General features: G+C 59.3%; 11 protein-coding genes. 5 read left to right on the top strand and 6 right to left on the bottom strand.

Going from position 1 to position 26119, the window contains the following annotated elements; translation table 11 throughout:
• Positions 1–4: 4 nt before the first annotated feature.
• Positions 5–3823: a molybdopterin-dependent oxidoreductase gene (locus tag HUW35_RS09225; RefSeq protein WP_181255293.1), complete on the bottom strand. Its 3819-nt coding sequence runs from the start codon at positions 3821–3823 to the stop codon at positions 5–7.
• A 137-nt stretch (positions 3824–3960) separates the two neighbouring features.
• On the opposite strand from HUW35_RS09225, the gene HUW35_RS09220 reads away from it, so the two are divergent.
• The gene (locus HUW35_RS09220) at positions 3961–4974 is read left to right on the top strand and encodes an AraC family transcriptional regulator (protein WP_181255291.1); all 1014 of its coding nucleotides are present in this window, start codon (positions 3961–3963) and stop codon (positions 4972–4974) included.
• A gap of 66 nt (positions 4975–5040) precedes the next feature.
• Here the strand turns inward: HUW35_RS09220 and HUW35_RS09215 are convergent, their stop codons facing one another.
• Complete coding sequence (locus HUW35_RS09215) at positions 5041–7308, bottom strand: alpha-amylase family glycosyl hydrolase (RefSeq protein WP_255463589.1); 2268 nt, start codon at positions 7306–7308, stop codon at positions 5041–5043.
• A 283-nt stretch (positions 7309–7591) separates the two neighbouring features.
• Here HUW35_RS09215 and HUW35_RS09210 point away from each other — a divergent pair, with 283 nt between their 5' ends.
• From HUW35_RS09210 to HUW35_RS09195, 4 genes are all read left to right on the top strand, one after another.
• Entirely contained in the window at positions 7592–9466 is a 1875-nt protein-coding gene (locus HUW35_RS09210; RefSeq protein ID WP_181255288.1) for a glycoside hydrolase family 13 protein, read from the top strand.
• Between the two features lie 43 nt (positions 9467–9509).
• The gene (locus HUW35_RS09205) at positions 9510–11969 is read left to right on the top strand and encodes a TIM-barrel domain-containing protein (RefSeq protein WP_181255286.1); all 2460 of its coding nucleotides are present in this window, start codon (positions 9510–9512) and stop codon (positions 11967–11969) included.
• 35 nt (positions 11970–12004) lie between these two features.
• Entirely contained in the window at positions 12005–13933 is a 1929-nt protein-coding gene (locus HUW35_RS09200) for an alpha-amylase family protein (RefSeq protein WP_181255284.1), read from the top strand.
• Between the two features lie 200 nt (positions 13934–14133).
• Positions 14134–14973 (top strand): DUF3014 domain-containing protein, encoded by an 840-nt coding sequence (locus HUW35_RS09195; RefSeq protein ID WP_181255282.1) that lies wholly within the window; start codon positions 14134–14136, stop codon positions 14971–14973.
• A gap of 74 nt (positions 14974–15047) precedes the next feature.
• Here the strand turns inward: HUW35_RS09195 and HUW35_RS09190 are convergent, their stop codons facing one another.
• From HUW35_RS09190 to HUW35_RS09175, 4 genes are all read right to left on the bottom strand, one after another.
• Entirely contained in the window at positions 15048–16775 is a 1728-nt protein-coding gene (locus HUW35_RS09190; protein ID WP_255463588.1) for an alpha-amylase family glycosyl hydrolase, read from the bottom strand.
• A gap of 65 nt (positions 16776–16840) precedes the next feature.
• Complete coding sequence (locus HUW35_RS09185) at positions 16841–18259, bottom strand: DUF1552 domain-containing protein (protein WP_181255281.1); 1419 nt, start codon at positions 18257–18259, stop codon at positions 16841–16843.
• Positions 18260–18274: 15 nt separating this feature from the next.
• Entirely contained in the window at positions 18275–23917 is a 5643-nt protein-coding gene (locus HUW35_RS09180) for a PQQ-dependent sugar dehydrogenase (protein WP_181255279.1), read from the bottom strand.
• Positions 23918–24378: 461 nt separating this feature from the next.
• On the bottom strand, positions 24379–26118 hold the full coding sequence (locus tag HUW35_RS09175; protein ID WP_181255278.1) for an alpha-amylase family glycosyl hydrolase: 1740 nt from the start codon (positions 26116–26118) through the stop codon (positions 24379–24381).
• Position 26119: the final 1 nt, after the last annotated feature.

Here is a 26119-nt window from a genome sequence, read left to right as displayed (position 1 = left end):
CCGCTCAAAGGGGCGAAACTTCCACCGGGATGCCATTCAGTACGGCATTGCCCGATAGCGCGTCCACCATACGGTCATCGGTCAGGTCGTTGGAATTGATTCCCGGATTGGTTTTTGCCACCCGCAGTTCCACGCCTTCCAGATTGTGGCCCCAGCCGTGGGGCAGGCAAACGACGCCGGGCATGACGGTGTCAGTGACTTCGATTACCACACTCAGCTGCCCAACCCGGGATGCGATACGGGCTCTGCTGCCGTGCTGTAGCTTGTATTTTTCCGCATCCAGCGGGTGCATAAACAGGCCGCAGCGGTCCTTGCCTTTGACCAGACGCTTGCTGTTGTGCATCCAGGAATTGTTAGTGCGCAAATCCCGGCGGCCGATCAGCTTGAGCGGGCTTTGCTGCTGCAGTTCACTGGCGAATTGCTTCAGGCGCTCCAGGTCTTTGATGAATTCACCGGGCATGGTGTGAATTTTCCGGTCTTCGGTAAACAGATAGTCGGGGAAGCTGGGTTGCAGTGGACCCAGATCGAGACCATGGGGAAATGCCTTCAATTTTTCCAGGCTGAGACCCTCCTCGTGGTGAATGATCTCGTTACCGCGATATTCATCAAAGCACTTTCCGTAGGGGCCATTTTGCAGCGCGAAGTCGAGTATCTGATTCGGGGTCATGGTCTGCGGCTTGCTGCTGCCGTGCTTGATTGCCTCCAGCCGCTCGATCAGGCCGTTCATGATCTCCCAATCGGACTTTGCGCCTTCTTCGTGAGGAAACAGTGGCTCGGCAAATTTTGCGGTGTTGTGTACCGAAAGCAGGTTAAACACCAGGTCGTATTGTTCATGCTCCAGCGGGCCTGTGGGCGGCAGGATGACGTCGGCGTGGCGAGAAGTTTCGTTCAGGTAGAAATCCAGCGAAACCATAAAGTCCAGTTCGGACATGCCTTGTTCCAGCAGGCGACTGTTTGGCGAAGAGAGCCCCGGGTTACCGGCAATGCAGATAAAGCCGCGCACCTGCCCTTCCCCGGGGGTGGTCATCTCCTCGGCCATAGCGGAGGCGGGCAGTTCGCGATTGAATTCCGGCAAACCGCGCACGCGACTCTGGTAGGTATTGAAGCTGCCGGCCTGGCGCGGCTTCACCGCGGCGTCCACTGCGGGCCTGGTAAACATCATGCCGCCGCTGCGGTCGAGGTTGCCGGTCAGTATATTCAGGATATTGATCAGGTAGTGGTTGAGGGCACCGAAGGCCTGCGCCGACACCCCCATACGGCCGTAGCAGATGGCCCGCTCGGCCGTGGCAAACTCCTCGGCGATACGTTCAATTTCTGCCTGTTCAATGCCGCACAGTTGGGCGATTTCGGCCATGGAAAAGAGGTTGAAGTTGTCCAGTAATGCATCCCAGTGATCGAGCATGCCCTGCAACCTTCCGGGCTTGTACAGTTCCTTGCGGATCACGTGCTGGATCAGGCCGACCAGAAAAATGGCGTCGGTGGCCGGGCGAATAAAGTGGTGCTCCTGGGCGTAGCGCGCGGTTTCATTTTTGCGCGGATCGATCAGCACCAGTTTTCCGCCTCGCTGGTGAATCCCTTCGAGCCGCTTCAATACATCCCCGGCGGACATCAGACTGCCGTTGGACGCCGCCGGGTTGGCGCCGAGCATCAACATGTAATCGGTATGGTCGAGATCCGGAATGGTGAACACCTGACCGTGGCCAAACATCAGGTAGGAACAGAGCTGATGGGGCATCTGGTCGAGGGAGGCTGCGGTAAAGATATTGCGGGTATTCAGCGCTTTCTTCAGTTTGTTGGTGGCCAGCAGCAGCCCGAGATTGTGGGAAGTGGGGTTGCCCCAGTAAGCCGCTAAGGCATCCTCGCCGTACTTCTCCTGCACGGTGGCCAGGCCGCGGGCGGCGTAGTCCAGTGCTTCGTCCCACTCCACTTCCAGCCACTGGCCATCCACTTTGCGCAGGGGCTTTTTCAAGCGGTCGGGATCATTGTGTAAATCCTGCAACGAATAGCCTTTCGGGCAGATATGACCCCAACTATGGGGGTCTTTCTTATCGCCGGAAATCGCGATGATCTCGCGGCCGCGATACTGGATTTCTACGCCGCACATGGCCTCACACAGGGTGCAGCTGCGGTAGTGGGTTTTGACCGGCAGTTTGGCCCGGGCTTCGGACTCCGCAATCGCGGCGGCGCGGGCCTCGCGGATGACTTTTAGCATTCCCTCAATGGAAGTTTCCTTGCAGCGCGGCCGGCCCTGCCGGGCACCCTGGGCCTGCTCGTGCTGGTCCAGCAACTGCCAGTCGGCAAAGCTGACGGCTTCCACCTGCTTCTGTGCGAACACCTGCTCGATATCGCCAGCGGGCGTTTCCAGTGTTTGCGGCAGGTTGGCCAGCAACCGGGTAACGGTTTCCGTCGCACACTGTTTGTTACTGCCGATCACACCACTCGCACCGCGCTTGATCCAGCCCGCCACGTAGGTGTGGCTTTCCTCACCCCCAACGCGGGACGCGTCATTGCGGATAACACCGCCGCGCGCATCGAATGGCAGCCCCTCGATGGGAGTGCCCTGATAACCGGTGGCGTTGATGATCAGCCCCACTTCCAGCGTCGACGTTTCTTCGGTAGGAACAGCGCGCACTCGCCCCTCCTCATCGCGCTGCAAGCGGTTGCGAAGGATATGCAGCCGTTTACTCGCCCCCTCTTCCTCGATGGATTCGGGGCTGCTCAGAAACAGAAAGCGGATGCGCTTGGTACCGGGTTTTCCACTCGGCGGCCGCTCGGCCACCTTGCGCAACAGCGCCAGGTTCTGCCGCGCTTCACCGTTTGCAGGCTTCGCCAGTTCCGCTTCCGATGCCGCGTCCAGTACCAGGTCCTGGGGGTCAATGATCAGGTCCAGCCCCTCGAGGGCGATCAGCTGTTCCAGTTCTTTGGGGGTAAACGCCGCCTGCAGCACACCCCGGCGGGCCAGCAGGCAGACCTCCTGGATATTGCTGTCGCGCAGTGCCAGCAGGGCCGGATCGGCGATATCGGTTTTGGCCAGTGTCTCGTGGGGCAATACCAGGATGCGCGCGATATCGAGGGCCACGTTGCCGATACCGATCACCGCCGCACGCCGACCTGCCAGATCCGGTTGCAGGGACTGGTTGTCCGGGTGGCCGTTGTACCAGCTGACGAATTCGGAAGCGCCGAAGATATTCGCGGCATCCGCGCCGGGAATGGATAGCTTGCGGCTTTGCGATCCGCCGGTGGCGACCACCACCCCGTGATACAGCGCATTCAATTCCGCGATGGAGATATCGCGACCAATGGCCACATTGCCGAAAAAACGCACCTGCGGATGCTCTGCGATCCGCTCAAAGCTGGCGCTGATGGATTTTATCCGCGGGTGGTCCGGCGCGACGCCGTAACGCACCAGGCCAAAGGGCGTTGGCAGCCGCTCGAAAATATCCACCTGCGCTGAGGGCATGTTTTTCAGAATCGCCTCGGCGGTATAGAAACCGGAGGGGCCGGCGCCCACTACGGCAAAGCGGGCACTCAGGGCCGACTGCGCGTGGGTCGCCGCCGCCTGGAATACACTTTCGCGGATGGGCGGCAGTACCCTCGCCTGCTCGGCATTCAGCGCGATCATGTGCTGCTGTGCTTCGGGCACCGCGGATTGCGGATGAATGGCGCGCTCCGGGCATTCGGTTAAACACGCGTTGCAATCGATACAGGTTGCGGGGTCGATATACAGCATCGCTTCCCCCTCGCGGAAGGCATCCACCGGGCACACATCCACACAATTGGTGTGTTTATGGTTGATACAGGCTTCGGTGACGACATAGGTCATGGGGCGGGCTCCCTCACTCTCATCGATGGTGCGATTATTCTGATACTTGTCCCGGGGATATTAGGTAAGGGCTGGGATCTTGTATTGACGATTTGGCACCCGTTGACATTTTGTGCCAAAGATCGAACACTCACCCCATGCCTGAAGCCGCCATCATCCCCACCAGTTTTCTTGCCGTGTTGCAGCGCCATGTCGAATCCCGCGGCATGGTGGCGCCCGGGTTTGCGCAAAAGCTGGCGCAGCTACAGTCGCGCAAGACCATGGAAAACCGGGAATTCGACGCCCTGTTGCACGAGCTGAATACGCTGGATCCGGAACCGGCATTCGGCATAAAGATCGGAAGAACCGTCGAGCCCAGGGACTTCGGTCTTGTGGGTTATCTGCTCACCGCGTGCAGCACCCTCGGGCAGGCGCTGACCCGCTATGGGCACTACCAGACGCTGGTGCTTTCCAACCTGAGCACCCGGGTGGAGGTGGGCAACGATGTAATACGCTACCGCTGGCACCTGCAGGATGTGGAAACGCCTATTTCCTGTGAATTTGGTGTGTCGATTTTTATCGCCCTCTACCAGAGCCTGATCGGCAAGCCGCTGCCGCCGGTCCAGGTGGGACTGCCCTTTGCGCCGCCGGAAAACCCCGCACTGTACGAGCAACTGCTGCAGTGCCCGGTAAAATTCAACACCGATTGCCTGATGGTGGACCTGCCGGCAAAGCTGCTGTGGATGACCATCAGCAGCTCGGACCCGTACATGCGCAAGATCTTCGACCGCCAGGCGCAGGCGCTGCTTAAGTCCGACGGGGAAAACCGCTCACAGAACTTCGAAGATTTCTTCGAGGCGCTACAGCAACAGATTCTGATGGCGATGAAGGACGGCGACACTTCCGCCAGAACCGTGTCCCGGCAGATGGGATACTCCCTGCGCAGCTTCTACCGTTTGCTGGCCACCGAGGGCTACAGTTACCGCAGCATCGTGGCCGGGCTGCGACAGCGACTGGCGAAGAAATATCTGCAGGATGCACAGCTATCTTATGCCGACGTGGCGATGTTGCTGGGTTACTCCGAGCAGAGTGCATTTACCCGGGCATTCAGGGACTGGATGGGGATTACGCCCGGCGAGTATCGCAGGCAGAAAGGCCTTCAGGCGGAATAAACCCATAGCAATAAAAAAAGCCCCGGGCAGATAACCCGGGGCTTTTGCGTTTTATCAACAGTTACATCAATGCAGCACGATCACTTCATTGGCGTCCAGATTCAGTACCGCGGAGCCGCCGCTGACGTTCACTGAATCACTGCCCACCAGGCTGTTGTACTGCCCGTCGGCCAGGTCCAGGTTGCTCACATTGATCGAGGTGCTGCCGCCGCGGTTGACCGCTACCATCACCACATCGCTGCCGGCGGTGCGCTCGAACACCAGAATATCCCCGTTGACCCAGCGCTGGGTGTAGCTGCCGGACGCCAGTGCCGGGCTCTGTGCGCGCAGTTCGGCCAGCGCACTGATCATCTGGAAGGCTTCCGTGGTTTCACTGAAAGATGGCATGCCTTCGCGGTTGTACGGGTCGTGCCCTACCTGGCCATCGCCATTAGCAGTAAACCAGGTACTGTTCTGCTCGCTGCCGTAGTAGATGGTGGGAATACCCGGCAGGGTCATGACCAGCGCCATCCCCAGGTTCTGGCGCGCGTCGGCGAGAGACTTGGAGAAGCCTTTGCCGGTGCGACCGTTGTCCACCGGACCGGTGGTCTGCAGGAATACGCTGGTGCGCGTCGCATCGTGGTTATCCAGGAAGATCGGCTGCCAGCTGTCGCGATTGTTCATCGCCCCGGGGCGGGATTCGATGTGGGTGTTCAGCTGGGTCATGGTGATGTCGCCGGCGATGGCCTGCTCGATATGGTTGCGCAGCTGGAAGTCCAGCAGCTCGGAGCCGCGGCCCTCGTTCAGGAACTGCATGGACAGGCTCTCGCCGGCACCGGCGCCATACCATTCACCGAAAATATACACATCCGGGTTCACGGCGCGCACCGCGCTGCTGAAGCGGTTGATAAAGTTCGGCTCGATATGCTTGATGGCATCGATGCGGAAGGCGTCCACGCCGTGGCTCATCCACTTCAGTGCCGCGTCGATCAGGTACTGGTCTGCGACGCTGTTGCTGTTAATACCGTGGTTGAAGTCGGTCAGGTTGAACAGCGTCTTGTTGGTAAAGGACCAGGGGTCGTCCCACTCGCCGAAACACTGGGTGTTAGGGTCACTGTCGCCACAGTCGGCGATGGCGCCGTTGCGGTGGTACCAGGTACCGTTGTCCTGCAGGAAGTCGGTGATGAAGGTGCCTTCTTTGTAGAGGGAACCGAACTCATATTGATCGTCCTGGTTGGAGTGGTTCAGGGCGATATCCAGCACCAGCTTCATGCCGCGCGCTTCCATCTCTGCATCCAGCTGATCCACCAGCGCCCAGTCCCCCAGGTGCTCATCCACTTCGTAGAAGTCGCGCCCCCAGTAACCGTGGTAGGCACCATCTGATCCGGAGTTGTCGATATTGTCGTTCAGCGGGGTAACCCAGATGGCGGTTACGCCGAGGGCTTCCAGGTAGTCGAGTTTGTCGATCAGGCCCTGGATATCGCCACCCCAGTATTTTTTCCACTCGGACAGGCCGCCGGCGGATTTGCTGGTGGAGGTGGCCGCGGCGTTGTTGCCGTTGTCGTTGCTGGGATCGCCATTGGCAAAACGGTCCACAAACACGAAGTACATGCTGCGATTGCGGAAGTCGGCCAACCCGGGCTGGGTGGTTGCGCAACCGTTGGCATCCACCGCAGTACCGGCCGGTGTGTTGGGGCAGTTGTCCTGGCTGTCCGGCACGCCGTCGCCATCGCTGTCCGCGGCCGCGACGCCACAGTTTTCGCCCAGGTCAGTAGTGACGCTCACCAGGCTGTTGTTGGCGCCATTGGCCACGATGTAGGTCCAGCCACTGGCGGCCACATCCTGGGCCGGGAACTGACTGCCCGCCCAGCTGCCACTGGGGTCGATTTTGAAGCGCGGGCCGCCGTTGCCGTCGCCGCTGGCGAAGTTGCGGCAGGCATCGTATTCATCGGTCTCGCCAATGCGGGCCAGCAGGTCCCCGGCAGCCCAGCCGTTGTGGGTGCCGCGCAGATGCAGGGTCGCGTCCGGGGTTTCCGGGTCTTCCGCGGGCAGGATGTGGTAGTCCTTGGTATCGGTGTAGAACTTGATATCCCAGGTACCGGCGGGGACGGCAATATTGTTGCCGTTTTGCTGGCCGTTCGCGCCGTAGTTTTCGCTCCAGTCCCCCCAGCGGTCAAACTTGATCTCGCCGGCGCTGGTGAAGACCACGTCGTCCGCCAACATGGTGTTGCTGCCCAGATTCTGCATCTGGTCCGCCTGCCAGTTGTTGTGGGTCCCGCGCAGGAACCACTCCGCCTGAGCGGTCGCGCTCGCACAGAGCAACAGGCCCGCGAGGGCTAGTGTTTCTCTCAACATTTTCATCATCTCTTGTGGATTATTTTTCTGTGAGTTGGCGAGCCTGCTAGAAGGCTCTGATCGCATGGTCGGAAATACGGGGATGGTTGACCTCCTCCCCGGCCGGGGCGTGGAGGAATATTGCGCCAGGCCGTTTCGCGGGCCCGGGCGAGAACTCCCCCTGCCGGGAGGGGGATAACAGATTGCGAACAAGACGGCACAATGGTGAAAAAAAGTACGGGTCTAGCCAGACACTAGCCGCACAACAATCGCCCAACAGGCTGAGCCAACACAGGTGCCCGCGATGACAAAGTCCCCAAACTGCTTGGTTGCCAGCTTGCTGTTTACGCTGCTCCTCCCCCTTTCTGTGGCCGCCAATAAGGCCGATGCGCGCGTCGAGCGTGTGGAACCGCCCTTCTGGTGGACCGACATGGCGGAATCCCGGCTGCAACTGATGCTGCACGGGGAGGATCTCGCAGAGGCGGAAGTACAGCTAGATTATCCCGGTGTGACCGTTACCGGCACCGAGCGGGAAGCGAACCCCAATTACCTGTTTATCAATCTGGCGGTCGCCAAGGGCACCGAGCCCGGCGAACTACAGATCCAGCTGCGCAAGGGCGACTGGCAGCAGGTGCTCCGCTACGACCTAAAGAAACGCCGTGATGGCTCAGCCCGTCGCCAGGGCTTCGACAGCAGCGACGTCATTTACCTGATCACCCCGGACCGCTTCGCCAACGGCGACCCCGCCAACGACCGCAGCGCGGACATGCTGGAGGGCCCGGATCGCGACAACGCCGGCGGCCGCCACGGCGGTGATATCGCCGGCATCCAGAACCATCTGGATTACATCGCCGACATGGGTTTCACCCAGATCTGGCCCAACCCGTTGCTGGAGAACAACCAGCCGGCCTACTCCTACCACGGCTATTCCGCCACCGATTACTACCGCATCGACCCGCGCTACGGCAGTAACGAAAGCTTCCGCGCATTCGTGGCCGCAGCGAAAGAAAAAGGCATCGGCGTGATCCAGGACATGGTGCCCAACCATATCGGCGACGGACACTGGTGGCTGGACGACCTGCCTGCGGACAACTGGCTGAATGGCCAGGGGACAGCAAAAGGCGAGTACGAGTACACCAACCACGCCCGCACCGTGCACATGGACCCCTACGCCAGCCACAAGGATCACCAGCTGTTCACCGACGGCTGGTTCGTGGACTCCATGCCGGACCCCAACCAGCGCAACCCGCGCGTGGCGAATTACCTGATCCAGAATGCCATCTGGTGGGTGGAATATGCTGATCTCTCCGGTATTCGCGTGGACACCTATGCCTACTCGGATGCGGACTTCCTTACCCGCTGGTCCGGGCGCCTGATGCAGGAATACCCCAACTTCAACATCGTCGGCGAAGAGTGGACCCGGCAGGCGGCGCTGGTGGCCTACTGGCAGGCGGGCAACAAGAACCGCAACGGCTACGTCTCCCACGTGCCAAGCATGATGGACTTCCCGCTGCACTACGGCCTGCGCGAAGGGCTGGAAAAACCGGAAAGCTGGAGCACTGGCCTGGTCACCCTGTACGAATCCCTGGCCAACGATGCCCTCTACCCGGACCCGAACAACCTGGTGATCTTCGGCGGCAACCACGACACCAGCCGCCTCTACAGCCAGCTGGATGAAGACCTGGGCAAATACCGCATGGCCGTTGCCTACCTCGCTACCATGCGCGGTATCCCGCAGTTCTATTACGGCGACGAGATCCTGGCGAAAAGCCCCAAGCAACGGGACGACGGTGTAGTGCGCAGCGATTTCCCCGGCGGCTGGGCCGGCGACCAGGTGAACGCCTTTACCGGCAAAGGGCTGAGCCAGAAGCAACAACAGGCGCAGCAGTTTGTGCGCACCCTGTTCAACTGGCGCAAGGACAAAGAGGTTATCCACAGCGGTAACCTCAAACACTTCGCGCCGATCGATGGCCTGTATGTGTATTTCCGCTATGACGAAAACGACACGGTAATGGTGGCCATCAACAAAAGCGACCGACCGCGCGAACTGCCTCTGGCACATATGGCGGAAATGCTGGGTGACAAATCCTCTGCGACCGACATCACCAGCGGCCAATCCAGAAAGCTCAATGAACTGGTCATCGCTGCCGGCGATGTGCTGGTTGCCGAAGTTTTTTAAAAAAGCCTTTTTAAAAGTATTCTAAAAACAGAAGTAAGCGACGATGAAAGATACCAAGACCAACCAGCCCACAAGGCTGCTCAAAAAGCTCGGGCTGGCTACCCTGCTGCCCACGCTGCTGGCCACCGCCCTGCAACCGGCCTTTGCCGAGACCGCACGCAGCTATAAAAGCCACCAGCTGCTCGACGACAAGCTGGTGATCGAGACCAGCGACAGCCAGGTTACCCTGACGCCACTGAACCAGGCTTCCCTGGAAGTGCACTACCAGCGCGACGGCCTCAAGCAGTTACCTTCCTTCGCCCGCGCGCAACTCGAGGCCGATGTGCAGGCGCAGCTGAGCGTTTCCCAAGAGACCCTGCGCTATGCACTCGGTGACCTCACCGCGGTTATCCACAAGTCGCCGTTTGCCATCAAGTACCTGCGCAACGACGAGCCGCTGTTGGCGGAAGAGCACGGTTTCTTCGCCAACCAGACCATGCGCGGCTTCCGCTTCAATCTCAACGATGACGAGAAGCTGATCGGTGGCGGCCAGCGTGTGCTGGGCATGGACCGTCGCGGCCACCGCCTGCCGCTGTACAACAAGGCCCACTATGGCTACACCACCGAATCCCAGCAGATGTATTTCGGCCTGCCGGCGGTGATGAGCAGCAATAAATATGTGCTGCTGTTCGACAACAGCGCCTCGGGCTTTATGGACCTGGGCGCGAGCGAAGAAAACGTCCTGCAGTTCGAGGCCGTCGCCGGCCGCACCAGTTACATTGTGGTGGCGGGGGAAAGCTATCCGAAGCTGATCGAGAACTATGTGAATGTGACCGGCCGCCAGCCCATGCCGCCGCGCTGGGCGCTGGGTAATTTCGCCTCCCGCTTCGGTTACCGCTCGGAGCAGGAAGTGCGCGACGTGGTGGAAAAATTCCGCGAGGAAGATTTCCCACTGGACGCGGTGGTACTGGATCTGTTCTGGTTCGGCCCGGACATCAAAGGACATATGGGCAACCTGGCATGGGACAAGAACACCTTCCCCACGCCGGTGGAGATGATGGCGGACCTGGATGAACAGGGCATCAACACCATCCTCGTCACCGAGCCTTTTGTCCTCTCCACTTCCGAGCGCTGGGACAGCGCGGTGGCAGGCAATGCACTGGCGAAAAATGTTGCTGGTGCGCCCAAGCAATTCGAGTTCTATTTCGGCAATACCGGTCTCATCGATGTGTTCTCCGAAGACGGCCGCGACTGGTTCTGGAATATCTACAAGGACCTGAAGGAACAGGGTGTAGCCGGCTGGTGGGGCGACCTGGGTGAGCCGGAAGTCCACCCCTCCGATACCGTACACGCGGTTGGCATGGCGGACGAAATCCACAATGCCTACGGCCACCGCTGGGCACAAATGTTGTTCGACAATGAAAAGGCAGCGAGCCCGGAAGAACGTCCGTTCATCATGATGCGCGCCGGTTTCCCCGGCTCCCAGCGCTTTGGCATGATCCCCTGGACCGGCGATGTGGATCGCAGCTGGGGTGGCCTCAAGCCACAGGTGGAACTGTCACTGCAGATGAGCCTGCTGGGCTTTGGCTACACCCACTCCGACCTCGGCGGTTTTGCCGGCGGCGAGAAGTTTAACCGCGAGCTGTATATCCGCTGGCTGCAATACGGTGTGTTCCAGCCGGTGTACCGCCCACACGCGCAGGATCACATTGCCCCGGAGCCGGTATTCCACGACCGCAAGACCCGCAATATTCTGCGCGAATACGTGAAGCTGCGTTACCGCCTGCTGCCCTACAACTACACCCTCGCCTTCGAAAACAGCCAGACCGGCATGCCGCTGATGCGCCCGCTGTTTTTTGAAAACGAATCCGACCTGGCGCTGATGGACAACAAGGACGCCTATCTGTGGGGCAACGACTTCCTGGTGGCACCGGTGACCGAGGAAAACATCGACGAGGTGGAAGTTCAGCTCCCCGGCGGCGTCTGGTTCGATTACTGGACCGATGAAGCCTACCGCGGAGACAGCGCGGAAGTGGAAGTGGAACTCGACACCATTCCAGTCCTGGTGCGCGCCGGTGCGTTTATCCCGACCATCAAGGATGTGCGCAACACCCGTGAATACTCCAGCGAGCACCTGCGCCTGGACTACTACGCCGATGACTCAGTCCACACGTCCAGCGGATCTGTGTACGAAGACGACGGCGTGACTGCCGATGCCTTCGCCAAGGGCCAGTACGAGCAGCTCGCCTTTACCAGCGCGCGCGGAGGCAACGCCCTGAACTTCGCCTTCAGCCGCAGCGGCAATGGCTATACCGGAGCGCCGGAAACCCGCGCCATCGAGCTGGTGCTGCACAACTGGCAGCAGGCGCCCGCGTCGATCACCCTCGGCGGTGAACCTATCCGGCTGGTGCGCAAGGAAAACCAGCTCACCGCAAACACTGCTTACTACGACAAGCGCAGCAACACCCTGCAGGTGAATTTCGCCTGGGGTAAACAAGACCTGAAACTCGCTGTATCCCTGTAAGAGAATAGAAATAACGAACGGAATTATTGGCTGTTATGAAAAAACTTACCCGACTGCTACTGGCTTCTTCCATCGCCGCTGCACTGCTGAGCGGCTGCGATAAAGCTGAAGATACACAAGCCAGCCAGGTTCAGGAAAACCCACAGGAGGTTGTCCAGGCCGCAGCCGCACTTCCCTCCCCGGTAGAAACTTTCGACAAGCCGGTGATCTACCAGGTACTGCCACGCCTGTTTGGCAATACCAATACCACCAACAAGCCCTGGGGTACCATCGAGGAAAACGGGGTCGGTAAATTCAGCGACTTCACGCCGAATGCGCTGCAGGAAATCCGCGAACTCGGTGCCAACTACATCTGGTATACCGGCGCATTGCATCATGCGCTAGTGCGTGACTACACCGAGTTTGGTATCGCCAACGACGACCCGGATGTGATCAAGGGCCGCGCCGGTTCTCCCTATGCCGTCAAGGATTACTACTCGGTAAACCCGGACCTGGCCGAAGATCCGGACAATCGCCTGCAGGAATTCAAGGCGCTGATCGAGCGCTCCCATGAGGCCGGCCTCAAGGTCATCATCGACATCGTGCCCAACCATGTTGCGCGCAACTATGAGTCGCTGGCCAAGCCAGAGGGCGTGCGCGACTTCGGCGCGGACGATGACACCAGCGTGGCCTACGCCCGCGACAACAATTTTTACTATGTGCCCGGCGAACCTTTCCTGGTACCGGAGTCTGAAGGCGGTTACCAGCCCCTGAATGGTGAAGCCCATCCATTGGTGGACGGCAAGTTCGATGAAGTACCGGCAAAGTGGACCGGCAACGGCAGCCGCGCGCCGCAGCCAAAACAGGACGACTGGTACGAAACGGTGAAGATCAACTTCGGTGTGCGTCCGGATGGCTCTCACGATTTTGCAGAGCTGCCACAGGACTACGCCCAGAAAGATTACCGCGCGCATGCGGCCTTCTGGGCGGATAAGGACGTCCCCAGCAGCTGGGAAAAATTCCGCCAGATCACCGACTACTGGCTCGACTTTGGCGTCGACGGCTTCCGCTATGATATGGCGGGCATGGTACCGGTGGAGTTCTGGAGCTACCTGAATTCCGGCATCAAGATGCAGAAACCAGATGCACTGCTGCTGGCGGAAATCTACCAACCCGACCTGTACCGGGATTATGTGCACCTGGGCAAAATGGACTACCTCTACGACAAGGTCGGCACCTACGATGCGATACGCGCGGTGATGGAAGGCAAGGCCGGTACCGACCCGCTGGTGGACATTCAGGAAAGTCTGCAAGGTATTGAAGACAATATGCTGCGCTTTATGGAAAACCACGACGAACAGCGTATCGCCAGCCCGGAATTTGCCGGCAGCGCCCGAGCGGGAATACCAGCCATGGTTGTCTCCGCAACCATCAGTGGCGCACCTACCCTGGTGTACTTCGGCCAGGAGCTGGGTGAGCCCGCCGCCAATGATGCGGGCTTTGGCAAGGCCAGCCGCACCACCATTTTCGATTACTGGTCGGTGCCGACGATCAGACGCTGGAATAACGGCGGCCAGTACAATAGCGAAAAACTCAGCGACAGCGAAAAATCCCTGCGCGAAACCTACCTGCGACTGCTCAACTTCACTCGCCAGAGCCCCGCGCTCACCGGCGAGTTTATGGACCTGCACCAATTCAACCGCGACCGCAGCGAAAGCTACAGCGAGCAACAGTACAGCTTCGCCCGCTGGGCCGGTGAAGACCAGCTGCTGGTTGTCGCCAACTTCGCCGACAATGCGCAGCAGGTTACCCTGCAGCTGCCGGATGCACTGACCGATGCGTGGCAGCTGGAGGAAGGTGTGTATACCCTAACTGACCAGCTGAATGCAGCGACGGTGGAGATGATCATCGCCAAAGATCAGACGACAACGGTATCAGTAAACCTGGGCCCGCTGTCGGGGCAAATCCTGAAGGTTGCTCACTGACATTACCCTCCACAGGGGCGCACCGCGCCCCTGGCTTCCCTCAGCCTCTCATCTGCCTGCGCCTCTTTCTGCCCCCGTTTCCCTCCTCTATAGGCGAAACCTTCGCGACCTGATACTGTCTTAGACTTCACAGTCAGTGGTTTACACTGTCTTATAAGGCGCCAGACGCTGAGCGCGGGAATCAACGGGAGGATTTGCAGATGGGTGGCAGTATCAAAGATTGGCTGATCGCGCTGCTGGTAGTAGCAGCGGTAGTTTTCGGCATTTACTGGTTCGCGTTGCGGGATACCCCGGCGCCCGAAGCCCCCGCCCCCGTCACCGAGCCCGCGCCGGAAACACCGAGCGTCGACCTCGACAAGCCAGAGGACGAGCCAGTCATCCCCCCCGCTCCGGAACCCGCCGAGCCGGAAGATCCACCGCGCCAGCTGCCCGCCCTGAACGACAGTGATGCCGAGGCGCGCAAGGATATCATCAGCCTCTCCTCCGACGGTGCGCTGGCAAACTGGATAGTGCCGGATGAGGTCGTGCGCAAATGGGTGGCGGCGGTGAACACCGCGACCAAAGGCGACCTGATGCACAAGAACCGTCCCTTCAACAACCTGAAGGACAGTCTGGTGGTCAAGGATCTGGAAACCCGCGATGACGGCCAGAAGATCTACGTGCTCTCTCAGGAGAACTACCAGCGCTACGAGCAACCCGTGCGCCTGTTCGCCATGGTCGATACCGATACCGCGGTCAACCTCTACCAGTTCTGGTACCCGCGCCTGAAACAGGCTTACGGCGAACTGGGGCTGAAGAACAAGAACTTCCACGCGGCGGTGCTCGCCGCGATCGATCAGGCACTGGCCGCCCCGGAAGTTGAAGGCCCCATCAAGCTGGTCCGCCCCACGGTATACTACAAGTTTGAGGATGAAAAACTGGAGAAACTGCCCGGGCTGCACAAGTTGATGATTCGCATCGGCCCGGATAATGCAGCGCGGGTAAAGGAAAAGTTGCGCGAACTTAAAGCCGCATTGCAGAACCTGCCCAGCGAGCAGTAAGCCACACCCAACCAATAAAAAGCCCCGGTAGATCCGGGGCTTTTTATTGGGACAGATTAAATACGGAAACGGGTTTATTGCGGCACACCCAGCAAGACCACGGAGTGCGGTGTGCTCAGTGCAACTTCGCCATTGACCACCTGGGCACTGGCCCCGGAGTAGAAATCCAGCAACGACTGCCCCTCCTCAAATACCCCAGCGACCGGTATTTTCTTGTCGCTGGCAGGTTGATCCAATGCGACCACCACCGGGGCAAAATTTTCCAGGCTCCTGGAAAACACCAGCGGCGCCTGCTGGATCACCTGATGTTCACCTGCACCGAGCGCCAAAAACCGCTGGCGGAATTTCAAAAGTTTTTGCCAGTGCGTCAGCAGCAGCTGAGTATCGGTATCCGCCATATCCTGCCAGTTCATGAAACTGCGCAACTCGGCATCGTACAGCGCCTGCGCGTCCGTTAGCGGCCGCCCCAGCTCATCACCGTAATATACCTGTACTGCGCCGGGTGCCAGCAACAACTTTGTGGCAGATTCAAACGCTCGACTGCGGTCCCGGTCAAAGCTGTCCATATCGTCGTGGGAGCTGATGTAACTGAGCACACCGGCGCCCTTGAGGTCACCGGTATTAAGGTCCTGTGCATATTGTGCAAATAGCTCTGCCGGCGACTGTTCCGCGTGGTGCACAAATCCCATATTGATCAGGCTGTCGAAACCATACTGGTAAAAGTCCACCTGCTGATCACCAAAGTCATACTGGCGACCATCACTGTTAGAGAAATCATCGACGCCGAAGCCGTAAACTTCTCCCAGCATGAAGAAGGGTTGGTCGTCGATTTTCTGCAGTGGATTTTGCGCTTTCCAGTCCGCCAGTGCGTCTTCGGCTTCCCGCTTCAGCTGCCCCCAGAATTCTGGCTCCACATGCTTGGCGGTGTCCACGCGAAAACCGTCCACGCCGTATTCCCGCACCCAGTCGGTGAGCCATTTCAGCAGGAAATAGCGCGGCGCGCGCGGGTAGCCGGTGCGTTCGAAGAACGCATCCAGTTCTGCCAGCTCCTGCGCCTGGCGTCCCTCGGACTGCCATTTTTCCAGCAGGAATTCGGGAATTTCCACCGACGCGTTACTTTCCGTGCGGATGTCCGGCAGGTGATCGGTGAGTGTGCAGGTGACATTGCCGGCGAAACCGGACCAGTCGCACACCGGTGAAGTACGCACCCATGTGCTCGGCCACAGTGGGTCCTGCGCGGTTTCCGGGCCGGTGTGATTGGCGATCACATCGAGCAATACCCGGATGCCCTGCGCGTGCGCGGTATCGATCAACTCCTTCAAATCAGCCTCACTGCCCAGGTTGGCATCTACCGCGGTCCAGTCCTTTGGCCAGTAGCCGTGATAGGCATAGGTGCGACCGGAGCTTTCCAGATAACCGTGCACATTTTCCATAATCGGTGACATCCAGATAGCGTCGATGCCAAGATCGGAAAAATAACCTTCGTTCAGCTTATCAATGACCCCGCGCAGGTCTCCGCCGAGGAAACCGCGCAGGGGCGCACCGTCGGCCTGGCGACCATAGGCCAGGTCGTTGCTGCTGTCGCCGTTGTTAAACCGGTCCGTGAGCAGGAAGTAGATACTCGCATTGGCCCAATAGGGATCAATGGAAATTTCCGGCAGGGGTTCTGGTTCGGGAGCTGGTTGTGGTGTCGGCTGCGGTGTTGGCGTCGGTGCAGGCGTTGCACCACCTCCACCGCCTCCGCATCCCGTAACAGCCACCAACGTCAACAACCCGGTCAACGCATACCGCTTTACCGTCATACTTCCCCCGCTCTTCTCCGTGTGAATTTCTTGATGATTTTTTCTCGAATTGTGCTTTCGCCGGGTCAAACCACCCCGCCACTCCAGTGGCTTTCCGGCAGGCTGTTCACCCCCAGATAGCGGGCAACATCACCGAACAGTTGATGGGTACCAAAAATACGCTGGCCATTGTTGATGCCATCCCCACAGTTGATGATCCGCCCCATCTGCAGCGCGCCGCCGGCGCCACCGGCGAGGGTGACAGCGCCGGCGGCACCACCGTGCTTGGAGCCATCCCCGACCTCACTGAACATCACCACCAGGGTGTCATCCAGCAGGCCTTTATTCTCGAGTTGCTGCAGGGTGTAGGCGAGCAACGAGTGATACCAGCGCACCTGGGCGGTGTGCGGCACATCGCCCGGGCGATGCGAAGCACTGTGGCTGGCAAACTCGTTGTACCAGCGGGTGGTAGCACCCAGCGGGCCACTTTCGCTGGTGCTCTGGATACCCTGGTTGATCGCGTCCTGGGCCATCTGCCAGCACTCGTCGTAGGAGTAATTCACCAGGTTGCCGTTCTCGTCGCCCTTGGAAAGTTGCAGGGTGGCGACCCGGTGCAGGCCACAGGAAAAGGCGCCGACAATATTGTCCACCTGGGCCCGCGCCAGGTGCGGGAACATCTGCCATTCGGTGGGTGTGAGCTGACTGCTGGATGCGTAATAGGGATCGCTCATCACATTGGTATTGAAGGTGCACTGGCCCACCTGATTGCTGGCGAGGTCCCGCAGGCGCTTGAGGGCATTTTCGTGCAGGGTCAGCTTGTCCCTGCGCGCGGCATCCAGGGTGGCGTTGGCAAGGCTGTCGAAGTCGTTCAGTACGGCTTCGTAATACGCCTGCTTTTCCCCGTTACTGTCACTACCCCCGCCCTGAATACCCACCGCCAGCTTCTGCGCCGCATCCGCGGGGTCGTTGTTGGGAATCGGCCGCGTTTCACTGTCGTAGCCGCGCGGTTTGGAAATCATGATGTCCGAGCGGCTGCCGGTACGCACACCGAGACTCAGCACACCCTCACTGCCCAGCTGTTCTGCAATCAGATGATCGATACTGGCGCTCTCGCGGCTGATCTGGTTGTTGCCGGTGAGGATGCCGCGCATATCGTTGTAGTGGGCCCCGGCCCCGGCACCGATGTCCAGGGTCAGGTTCTGCAGAACGATCATGCGGTTGTGCCAGGGCGCGAGTGGCCCGAGGCCGAAGCTCAGCTCCTGGCTGCCGCTGATGGCACCCGCGCCCTGTTGCGGCAGCCAGTTGTAGGGCACCACGCCGTTGGGGTAATAGAGAAAGAGTACCCGCTGAGCACTGCCGCCCTGTGCCAGTACTTTTTGCCCCAACATGCTGCTGGCCAGTGGCAACAGCACGCCCGCCTGCGCCATACGCTGGAGAAATTTCCTGCGCGACTGGCTGGTGGATTCCTTGACGGTGGGGAGACGGAATTGATTGAACAGTTTCATTTTTATTCTCCTGTTTCAGCGACGCAGGGTGAATGCGTCGGACAACACCAGGCTGCGCAGCATGGCCTGCATGCCGCCGCCATTGCGCAGGTCTTCACTCACCGTGTGAATGATCAGGTCATCACTGGCACTCTCCTCTCGCCCTACCACGTAGCGGTAGAACTGGCGGGCGAAGCAGGCCTCCCCCTGATCACTGCCGGCAATCAGGCTGGCCAGTTCCGCCACCGAGTAGAAGTCGTAACTGGGGCTGGTGGGGTCAAGTACCGTGGCCGGGGTGTACAGGCTCTTGATACTGCCGCTGTCATCAATCGCCTGCTCTTCACCGGTGCCGATGGTTTCGATGGTCCGGTAGAGCGCATCGCTGCCAAAACCTTCGAAGCCAAAGCCGACTCCATCGATAAACTGGTGACAGGCGGCGCAGGCAGGATCGGAGGTGTGACGTGCGGTCGCCTCCCGGTTGCTGTCGCTCTCTTCAAATACCACGTTGAAGTCGGCTGCCGCGGGGGGCGGAAACTCCTGGCACATGAGCACTTCGCGCACGTAGACACCGCGCTTGATCGGCGCCGGGTTGACGGTACTGGTGCGTGACGCGAGGAAGCTGCCGTGCCCGAGCAGGCCGGTACCGGTGCGCGGATCCCCCACGGGAAAATTGCGCATCATCCAGCCGCTGCCCGCACTGTTATCGAGGCCGTAATGTGCCGCCAGCACTTCGTCTGCCCAGGTGGCATTGCCGCTGAGGAGCGTGCTGTAGGCTGCATCGTTGCGAATATTTTCCAGCACGAAACCGACGGTTTCTTCCTTGAAGGCAGCGATCAACTCGGGACTGCTGATGGCGGGGAACGGATACTGGTTGTTGATCAGCCATCCGCTGATAAACCGGCGCAGGCCCCGTTCAGACCTGGGGTCCGCCAGCAGTCGATCCACCTGCGCAGCCACATCGAAGTTTTCTTCGGTGGCCGCCAGCAGCAGCGTATCGTCCGGTGTGGTTCCCCAGAAGGTGTAGGACAGCAGGGTAGCCACTTCGTAGTTGTCCAGACGATAAAGCCCGGTTTCCGCATCCAGCTGCCCCAGCTCGGAGCGATACATGAAATGCGGAGACATCAGCATGGCCTGCAGCAGTAACCGGCCGTCATCTTCACTGCTATAGAGCGGTGTGTAATTGGCAATCTCGGTCGTGGTCAGCGGCCGACGGAACAGGCGGAAGCCAAGTGTGTCCACCACGCAATTTACATCGCCACAGCCACTGGCGAGATTCAGGAAACCCGTCTGGCCAATGGCGAGGTCCGCAACCTGCTCTGCCACCAGCTCGTAACCGAGGGTGCGATCGTTGCCCGCGGTGAGGAAAGAGGCCGTATCGAAATTGCGGAATCGACCATCCGCCGGGACCGGGCCCATCAGCGAGGCATCGAAGTCGATGGCAAAAATATCCCGCACGCTGTTGAGATACTCGTCCCGTGTCAGCAGGCGCAGATTGCGCTGGTCCAGGCTGCTGCCGTCGCAACTGCTGTCACCACAGGAGCCGTTATCCCAGGCTTCATCCACGATCAGGCGCGCCGTTTCATAGGCACAGGCCCCGGGCTGATCGCCGACGCAGCTGGCCGCCGCATCCATCGGCATAAAGTCTTCGATATATTGTGTGAGCTGTGCCAATTGCCAGTTGCTACCGGACCCTGCAAGCGCCTGCGCCACACCGCCCTGCCCCTGGTCGCCGTGGCAACTGGCACAGTGCGCTGCGTAAAAATTCTGCCCGGCTTCGTAGGTATTGTTACTACTGGGGAACAGGGCAACCAGGGACAGGTCGTGCTGGGGAATCAGCAATTGCACCTGCGGTTGCGACGGGTCGCCGACGATATAGGGCGCTGCGTCGCCGCTCCAGCTGGCGAACTCGGTGCCCAGTGGCGGGGTATCGGCAGTGACGGTAATAATGCTGCCAATCGCGTAGTCACGGCCACCATCGGCGGTGGTACCGCCGATCACCGACAGGCGCGAAGTATCGCCGCCCACCGGCCCCGGCAACTCCCAGGGTTCCCACGTGCCGCCTGACAGACTCGAGGATTCGGCAATATTGCGCTGGTCGCCGGTCTGCTGGCCGTTACCGTTGTTGAATACAAGGTTGATCTGACCGTTGTGAAGGTCTTCCTCCGCAATCGTATGACTCCACCAACCTTCGGCATCCGGCCCCGACATCAGCAGCCCGGGCCACTGGGTAATCGCCTGATCCTGACCATCGACGGTCACCCACAGGTGGACAAATACCTGAGCCCAATCGTCCGGGTTGTCATAGCGCACCGATATTCCGCTGCTCGCCTCGGTGAGCGCGACCGTTGCAGAAAACTCGCCGGCTTCCGCGCGCACAGTGACATCACCGCCGCCGGTGCGCGTCACCAGGCCACTCTGGTCGACAGTGGCCGGACCGCTCTCCACGGACCAGGTAACCCGTCCGAACAGATTCTGGCGCGTACCATCGGCACGCACACCGTAGGCCGCTAACTGACGGGTGCTATCCAGGGGCAATCCCTGCGGCGCAATAGCGATATCTGTTATCCCGGTATCTACCGTGGTCACCGAAATTGTCAGCGACTTGCTAAACCCGTTTTGCTGTACCGTTACCGTGGCGCTGCCGGTGTCGCCCGCACGCAGGGTAAACGCACCGCTTTCAACGGACTCGATGGATATCACCGCACTATTGCTGGAAGCCACACTCGGGGTACCGGCGACCGCCGCGGTGAAGCCGTTATCAAACTCCGCCTGCACGGTGACAGTAAGAAGATCACCGCTGTTAAGGCGATCGCTGCCCGCCAGCAGAGCGATTCCGGTTTGCTGTGCCGCCGTCGCATCAATCCAGTTTCTGAACAGGGCCTCTGCCACCGGGTTGGTGTAACGGGTCCCCTTGGGCATGCGGTTGTTATCGGTGGTCTGATAGATATAAATCAGACTGCTGGCGTGATCGAATGGCCGCAAGCGGGCGGTGCTGCCGGTGGCCTCCACTTCGAGCAGGCGCGTATCTGCCAGCGGTGTGTCATAGCGCAGGTCCATAAAACCACTGGCATGACAGTGAGAACAATTGGTATCCAGGTAGGTGCGTGCGCGCTCGTTCAAATCAGCGGAAGTATCATCCGCCGCGACAAACTGTGCGTGATTTTGCGCACTGCTAATATCTTCGCTAAACAGGCCGATCGTATTGAATACGTCCAACTGGTTGGCAACACTTTCCAGAGACTCCCCGTACTGGAAAGTCCGGTTGAGCTGTCGCGTATGTACCGCCAGGGGCTCGCGACTGCCACTTCCTATATGGCAGGATCCGCAGTCGGCAGCTGACTGCACGGCCCGCTGACGGCTTTCAATGCCGCCATCCATCACTGTGAGTGTTTCATTAACCAGGTCAGCGTCGGTACCGGCGCTGTTCCAGTAATAATTCGCCGCTTGCCACTTGCCGGTATCCTGGCGGAACAGCACGGACGTGGTAAACGGTTGCTGGGGGTTTTCCGTTGTGGCGATGCTCTGGTGTTTCACCAGCACCGTCCCCACTGGCAAATCCCAGTTATCAATATCGGTAAAATTGATCTGGCTGTCGTTGGGTAGAGAAATGAAGTGACGCACACTGGCGCCATCAAACCAGCCTTTGGTATTCAGGCTGTATTCCAACACGCCCGAGGCCGGCACCAGGTTTTCAAGATCGGCAAACAGACCGGTTTCAGATAATTTTGCAGGAATTACCGCGGTTTCCGCGTCGTCATCCACCACCTTGTAAATTGTGGATTGGCCACCGTACTCCACGCCGTAGGTGGAGACCAGCAGGGTTTCTCCACTGAGATCGGTGCCGAAAGAGGCGATGTTTTCCGGGAAGGTATCACTGATCAGGGTTTTGGCTTCGCCATCCACAATCGACCAGATACGCTTGGTGACGTAATCGCCAAAGATGAAGTTGCCGGTAAGTCCCGGAAGCGAACCGCCCCGATAGACCACGCCGCCAATAATCGAGAAACCAGTCGGATGCGCGTAACCATCGCGCGGGGGTTCAAAATCCGTGCTGCAGTTCTTCGCCGGGTCTCCCCCCAGATCCCCGCGATTGGTGGTGCCTTCACACACCGGCCAGCCGTAATTTTTTCCCTTTTCGATCAGGTTGACCTCTTCAAACCCGGCCTGACCGACTTCGGTTTCCCACAGGGTATAGGGCGCTTCGCTATCGAAGCTCCAGCGCCAGGGGTTGCGGTGGCCGTAGGACCAGATTTCCTCGCGGAAACCGGGCACGCCCACAAAGGGGTTATCTACGGGGATCGCGTAATATTTTCCATCAACCGGCTGCGCCAGTGGCTGGATACGGATAAAAGTCCCCAGCAGGTTATCGGGTTCCTGCGCGCCATTATTGGTGCGCGGATCTTCCGGATACGGCATGGTCGCGCTGTGCCCGTAGGCACCGTCACCGATACTCAGGTACAGGTAATTGTCTTCCGGGTGAAACTGCATCATGCCGCCCTTGTGGTCCGGGCCGCGCTGGGGAATGCGCAGCAGCTCCGCTCTGGAGCCGGCAATTACCTGTACCGGATTGTTCGGGTCATCCACGGTCCAGCGCTCGAGGATGGCATCACCGTAACTGCCGTCCGGTGCGCGTTCGTTGTCATCGGTACCGTGAATGTAATAAATATAGATAAAGCCATTGCTGGCAAAGCCCGGGTCAAAGGCCATGCTGAGCAGGCCCTGCTCATGATAGTTCCGGACTTCGGTATTGATGTCGAGCAGGGTCTGCACCTCGCCCGGAGCAACATTTTCCCGATTCGGGAAAGTAAAAATAGAACCGGTTTTGTCCACTACATACAGCAGGTCATTCAGCCCATCCGGCACCACCATTACCGGCGACATAAACAGGCCCTGCAGGTGGGGGTAGGCGATCTCAAACCGGTAATTGCCACCGGACACATTACCGGAGACCGGAAATTTCAGAGGCTGGGCCAACAGCGGGCGCTCGCTGGGAGGCTGATCCGGGTTTGCGTCGAGCCCGCAACCCTGAGCAGGTTGCCACTGGCCATCGAGATAGCAGGGGTCGCCGCTGAAATACAGGTCGGGGGTCTGGGCTGCACCGTTATCATTGAAAATGACATTCAGCGCATCCGGCATGGCCCCATCAAGATGCCCGGTAAAGTCGTAGCAGTGAAAGCCGCCGCTCTGGGTCATTGGCCGCCCGGGCCACCCGGGTAGATCGTTAAAGCCGGCAGCCGGCTGCGGGCCCCAGAAATAGATATGTGGATCGGCATAATTCTGCGTATTGTCGAAACAGATCTGGTTACTCGACTCGGCCGGAGGATCGACAATTTCCGTCACCGAAATGTCTTTGCTGACATCGTCGAAAACAATCCGGTAGCGCCCGTTTTGCATCAGGAAGTCATTCGCCGGGTAGGCTTCATTCCAATCCTGGAAGTGGCTGATCTTGAAGCGCGGGTTGGCGTCGTCGAACGTCTGTTCAGTGACCCAGACACCGGCCTGCGCATCGTAGGTCATCGCCGTTGTACCCCAATCATTTGGGGTACCGCGAAACCAGGCTTCCGACCAGTTTTGCGCGATTGCCGTAACTGGCAGGCAGAGTAACAGCAGCAGAAAAGCGCGCAGGCATACGTAGGTAGCGGAGACCTTGTCTCCGACCACTTGGGGGGCAGATATCATCGCTATGCTCCGGTCGTTATTTTTATCCGGACGACTGTTATGTCAGTTCAACATTCAGTCTTTTTTTATTCTTCAACTGAATACATCGCAGCTGTGTTGTGCGCAGGAACCGCATAAGCGCAGCGCCGAGTCAGGCGCATATTCAAATTACTCTGATTGCAAAGGATTGCCTCATCCTCCCCGGGGGAGGAGTGTGCAAACACGCCAAAGGGATTTCGTAAAAGGTGAAATGCAGCACAAAAATGACAGGCAAAAAAAACCGGTATCACGCGTCAGCGGATACCGGTAAATCTTTCGACGAGAAAGAGATGGGGTCACACGCGGCCAAAATTGGCCCGACAAACAAAGACGTCAATACAGCCGTCAATTTCAAGTCATCCCACTGCACGAGGCAAGACCCGGTAGCAAACGCTCTGGAACTTACCGCTGCGGAGTGATGATAAAATTAGCGGCCCGGTCAGTTACCGGGCGCTCAATGCCTGGGTGGCGGGGCTACCCAAAAGCAGAGTATCGAACTCTGTATCAAATTTCAGAGTGCCATTTTCTACCCGGGCTTCAATACCAGAGTAATAATCTTTCACCAGGGTGCCCTCGGCGAAGACGCCGGCAGCAGACAGGGACTTCTCCCCTTTTGGCATATCCAGTGCCACCATTACCCGATCGTCTTCCAGGGTGCGGCTGAATACATAGGGCGCTTCACTGAGACGCTTGTGCACACCGGCGCCGACCGCCAGATGAGACTGTCGAAACTGACCCAGTTTCTGCCAGAGAGCGAGTATCTCGCGGGTTTCGTTTTTTTCCAGATCCCCCCAGTTCATAGGGCTACGCAGCTGGGCATCGCCCTGTGCACCGGGCGCCGTCAGCGGCCGGGCCAGCTCATCGCCGTAGTAGATCTGTGCTGCGCCGGGCGCCAGCATCAACTTGAATGCCGCTTCGCGGGGACGCTGGCGCTCGCGGTCGAAGGAATTCATATCGTCGTGAGAGGTCAGGTAATTGAGCACACCCACACCCTCCATTGCCCCGCCGTTCAACATTTGTGAGTAGCGGGAAAAGATCGACTCCATATCTTCGCGATCGGCGCGCGCAGCGATATCGAAATTGATCAGGCTGTCGAAGCCGTAGTCAAAGAAGTCCACCTGGCGGTCGCCGAAATCGAAATCACGTCCGCTGGTAATCCCATAGCCATAGACCTCTCCGACCATATAGAAGTCGCGATTGTCGAGCTTTCTATCCGGGTTGCGTTGTTTCCAATCTGCGAGGGCAAGGCTTGCCTCCTTCTTGAGCACTGCCCAGACTTCCGGCTCCACATGCTTGACCGTATCCACGCGAAAGCCGTCAACACCGTACTCACGCACCCAGTCGGTCAGCCATTTCACCATGTAATATTTGGGCGCGCGCGGGTAACCGGTGCGCTCAAAGAATGCGTCCAGCTCGGCCTGCTCCTGTTGCAGGCGTCCCTCCTCCGCCCACTTGCTCACCAGCTGCGGCGGCAGATCAACCGGCGCTTCGCTTTCGGTGCGGATGTCCGGCAGGTTATCAACCAGCATGCAGCTGACGGTACCGGCAAAGCCAGACCAGTCGCACACAGAATCGTCGCGGTTCCACTCCGCTGGCCACAGCGGATCCTTGCCGGTCACCGGACCAGTATGGTTCGCAACCACATCCAGCAGTACGCGGATGCCGCGGCTGTGCGCCGTATCAATCAGTTCCGCCAGTAGCGCCTCATTGCCAAAGTTGTGGTCAACGGTGGTCCAATCTCTGGGCCAGTAGCCGTGATAGGCGTAAGTGCGCCCGGTGCCCTCATCCGTGGCACCGTGAATCTGCTCGTAGACCGGGGACATCCACAGGGCGTCAACACCCAGCGCGTCGAAGTAACCCTCATTCAGCTTGTTGATAACGCCTTGCAGGTCGCCGCCGTGAAAACCGCGCAGATGGCCCGTATCGGCCTCGCGCCCGTAGGCGAGGTCGTTGTCCGGGTCACCGTTGGCAAAGCGGTCGGGGAGCATGAAATAAACGGTGGCATTGTTCCAGAATGGGTCTGCCCCGGTCGGTGCCGCGACCTTCTCGTCAGCCTCGGCCTGGACCGGGGACTCAGTTGCGGTGACTGGCGCTGCCGGATCCGTAGCGGATCCATCGCTACAGGCGGCCAGGGCCAAGCTGGCAGCTGCGATAAAGGCACTCAGGCCGGATGTTTTTCTCATT

The organism is Microbulbifer sp. YPW1 (assembly GCF_013367775.1).
Taxonomy (GTDB): Bacteria; Pseudomonadota; Gammaproteobacteria; order Pseudomonadales; family Cellvibrionaceae; genus Microbulbifer.
Note: the sequence above shows the minus strand (reverse complement) of the source record. Positions and strands in the feature narration are given on the sequence as shown.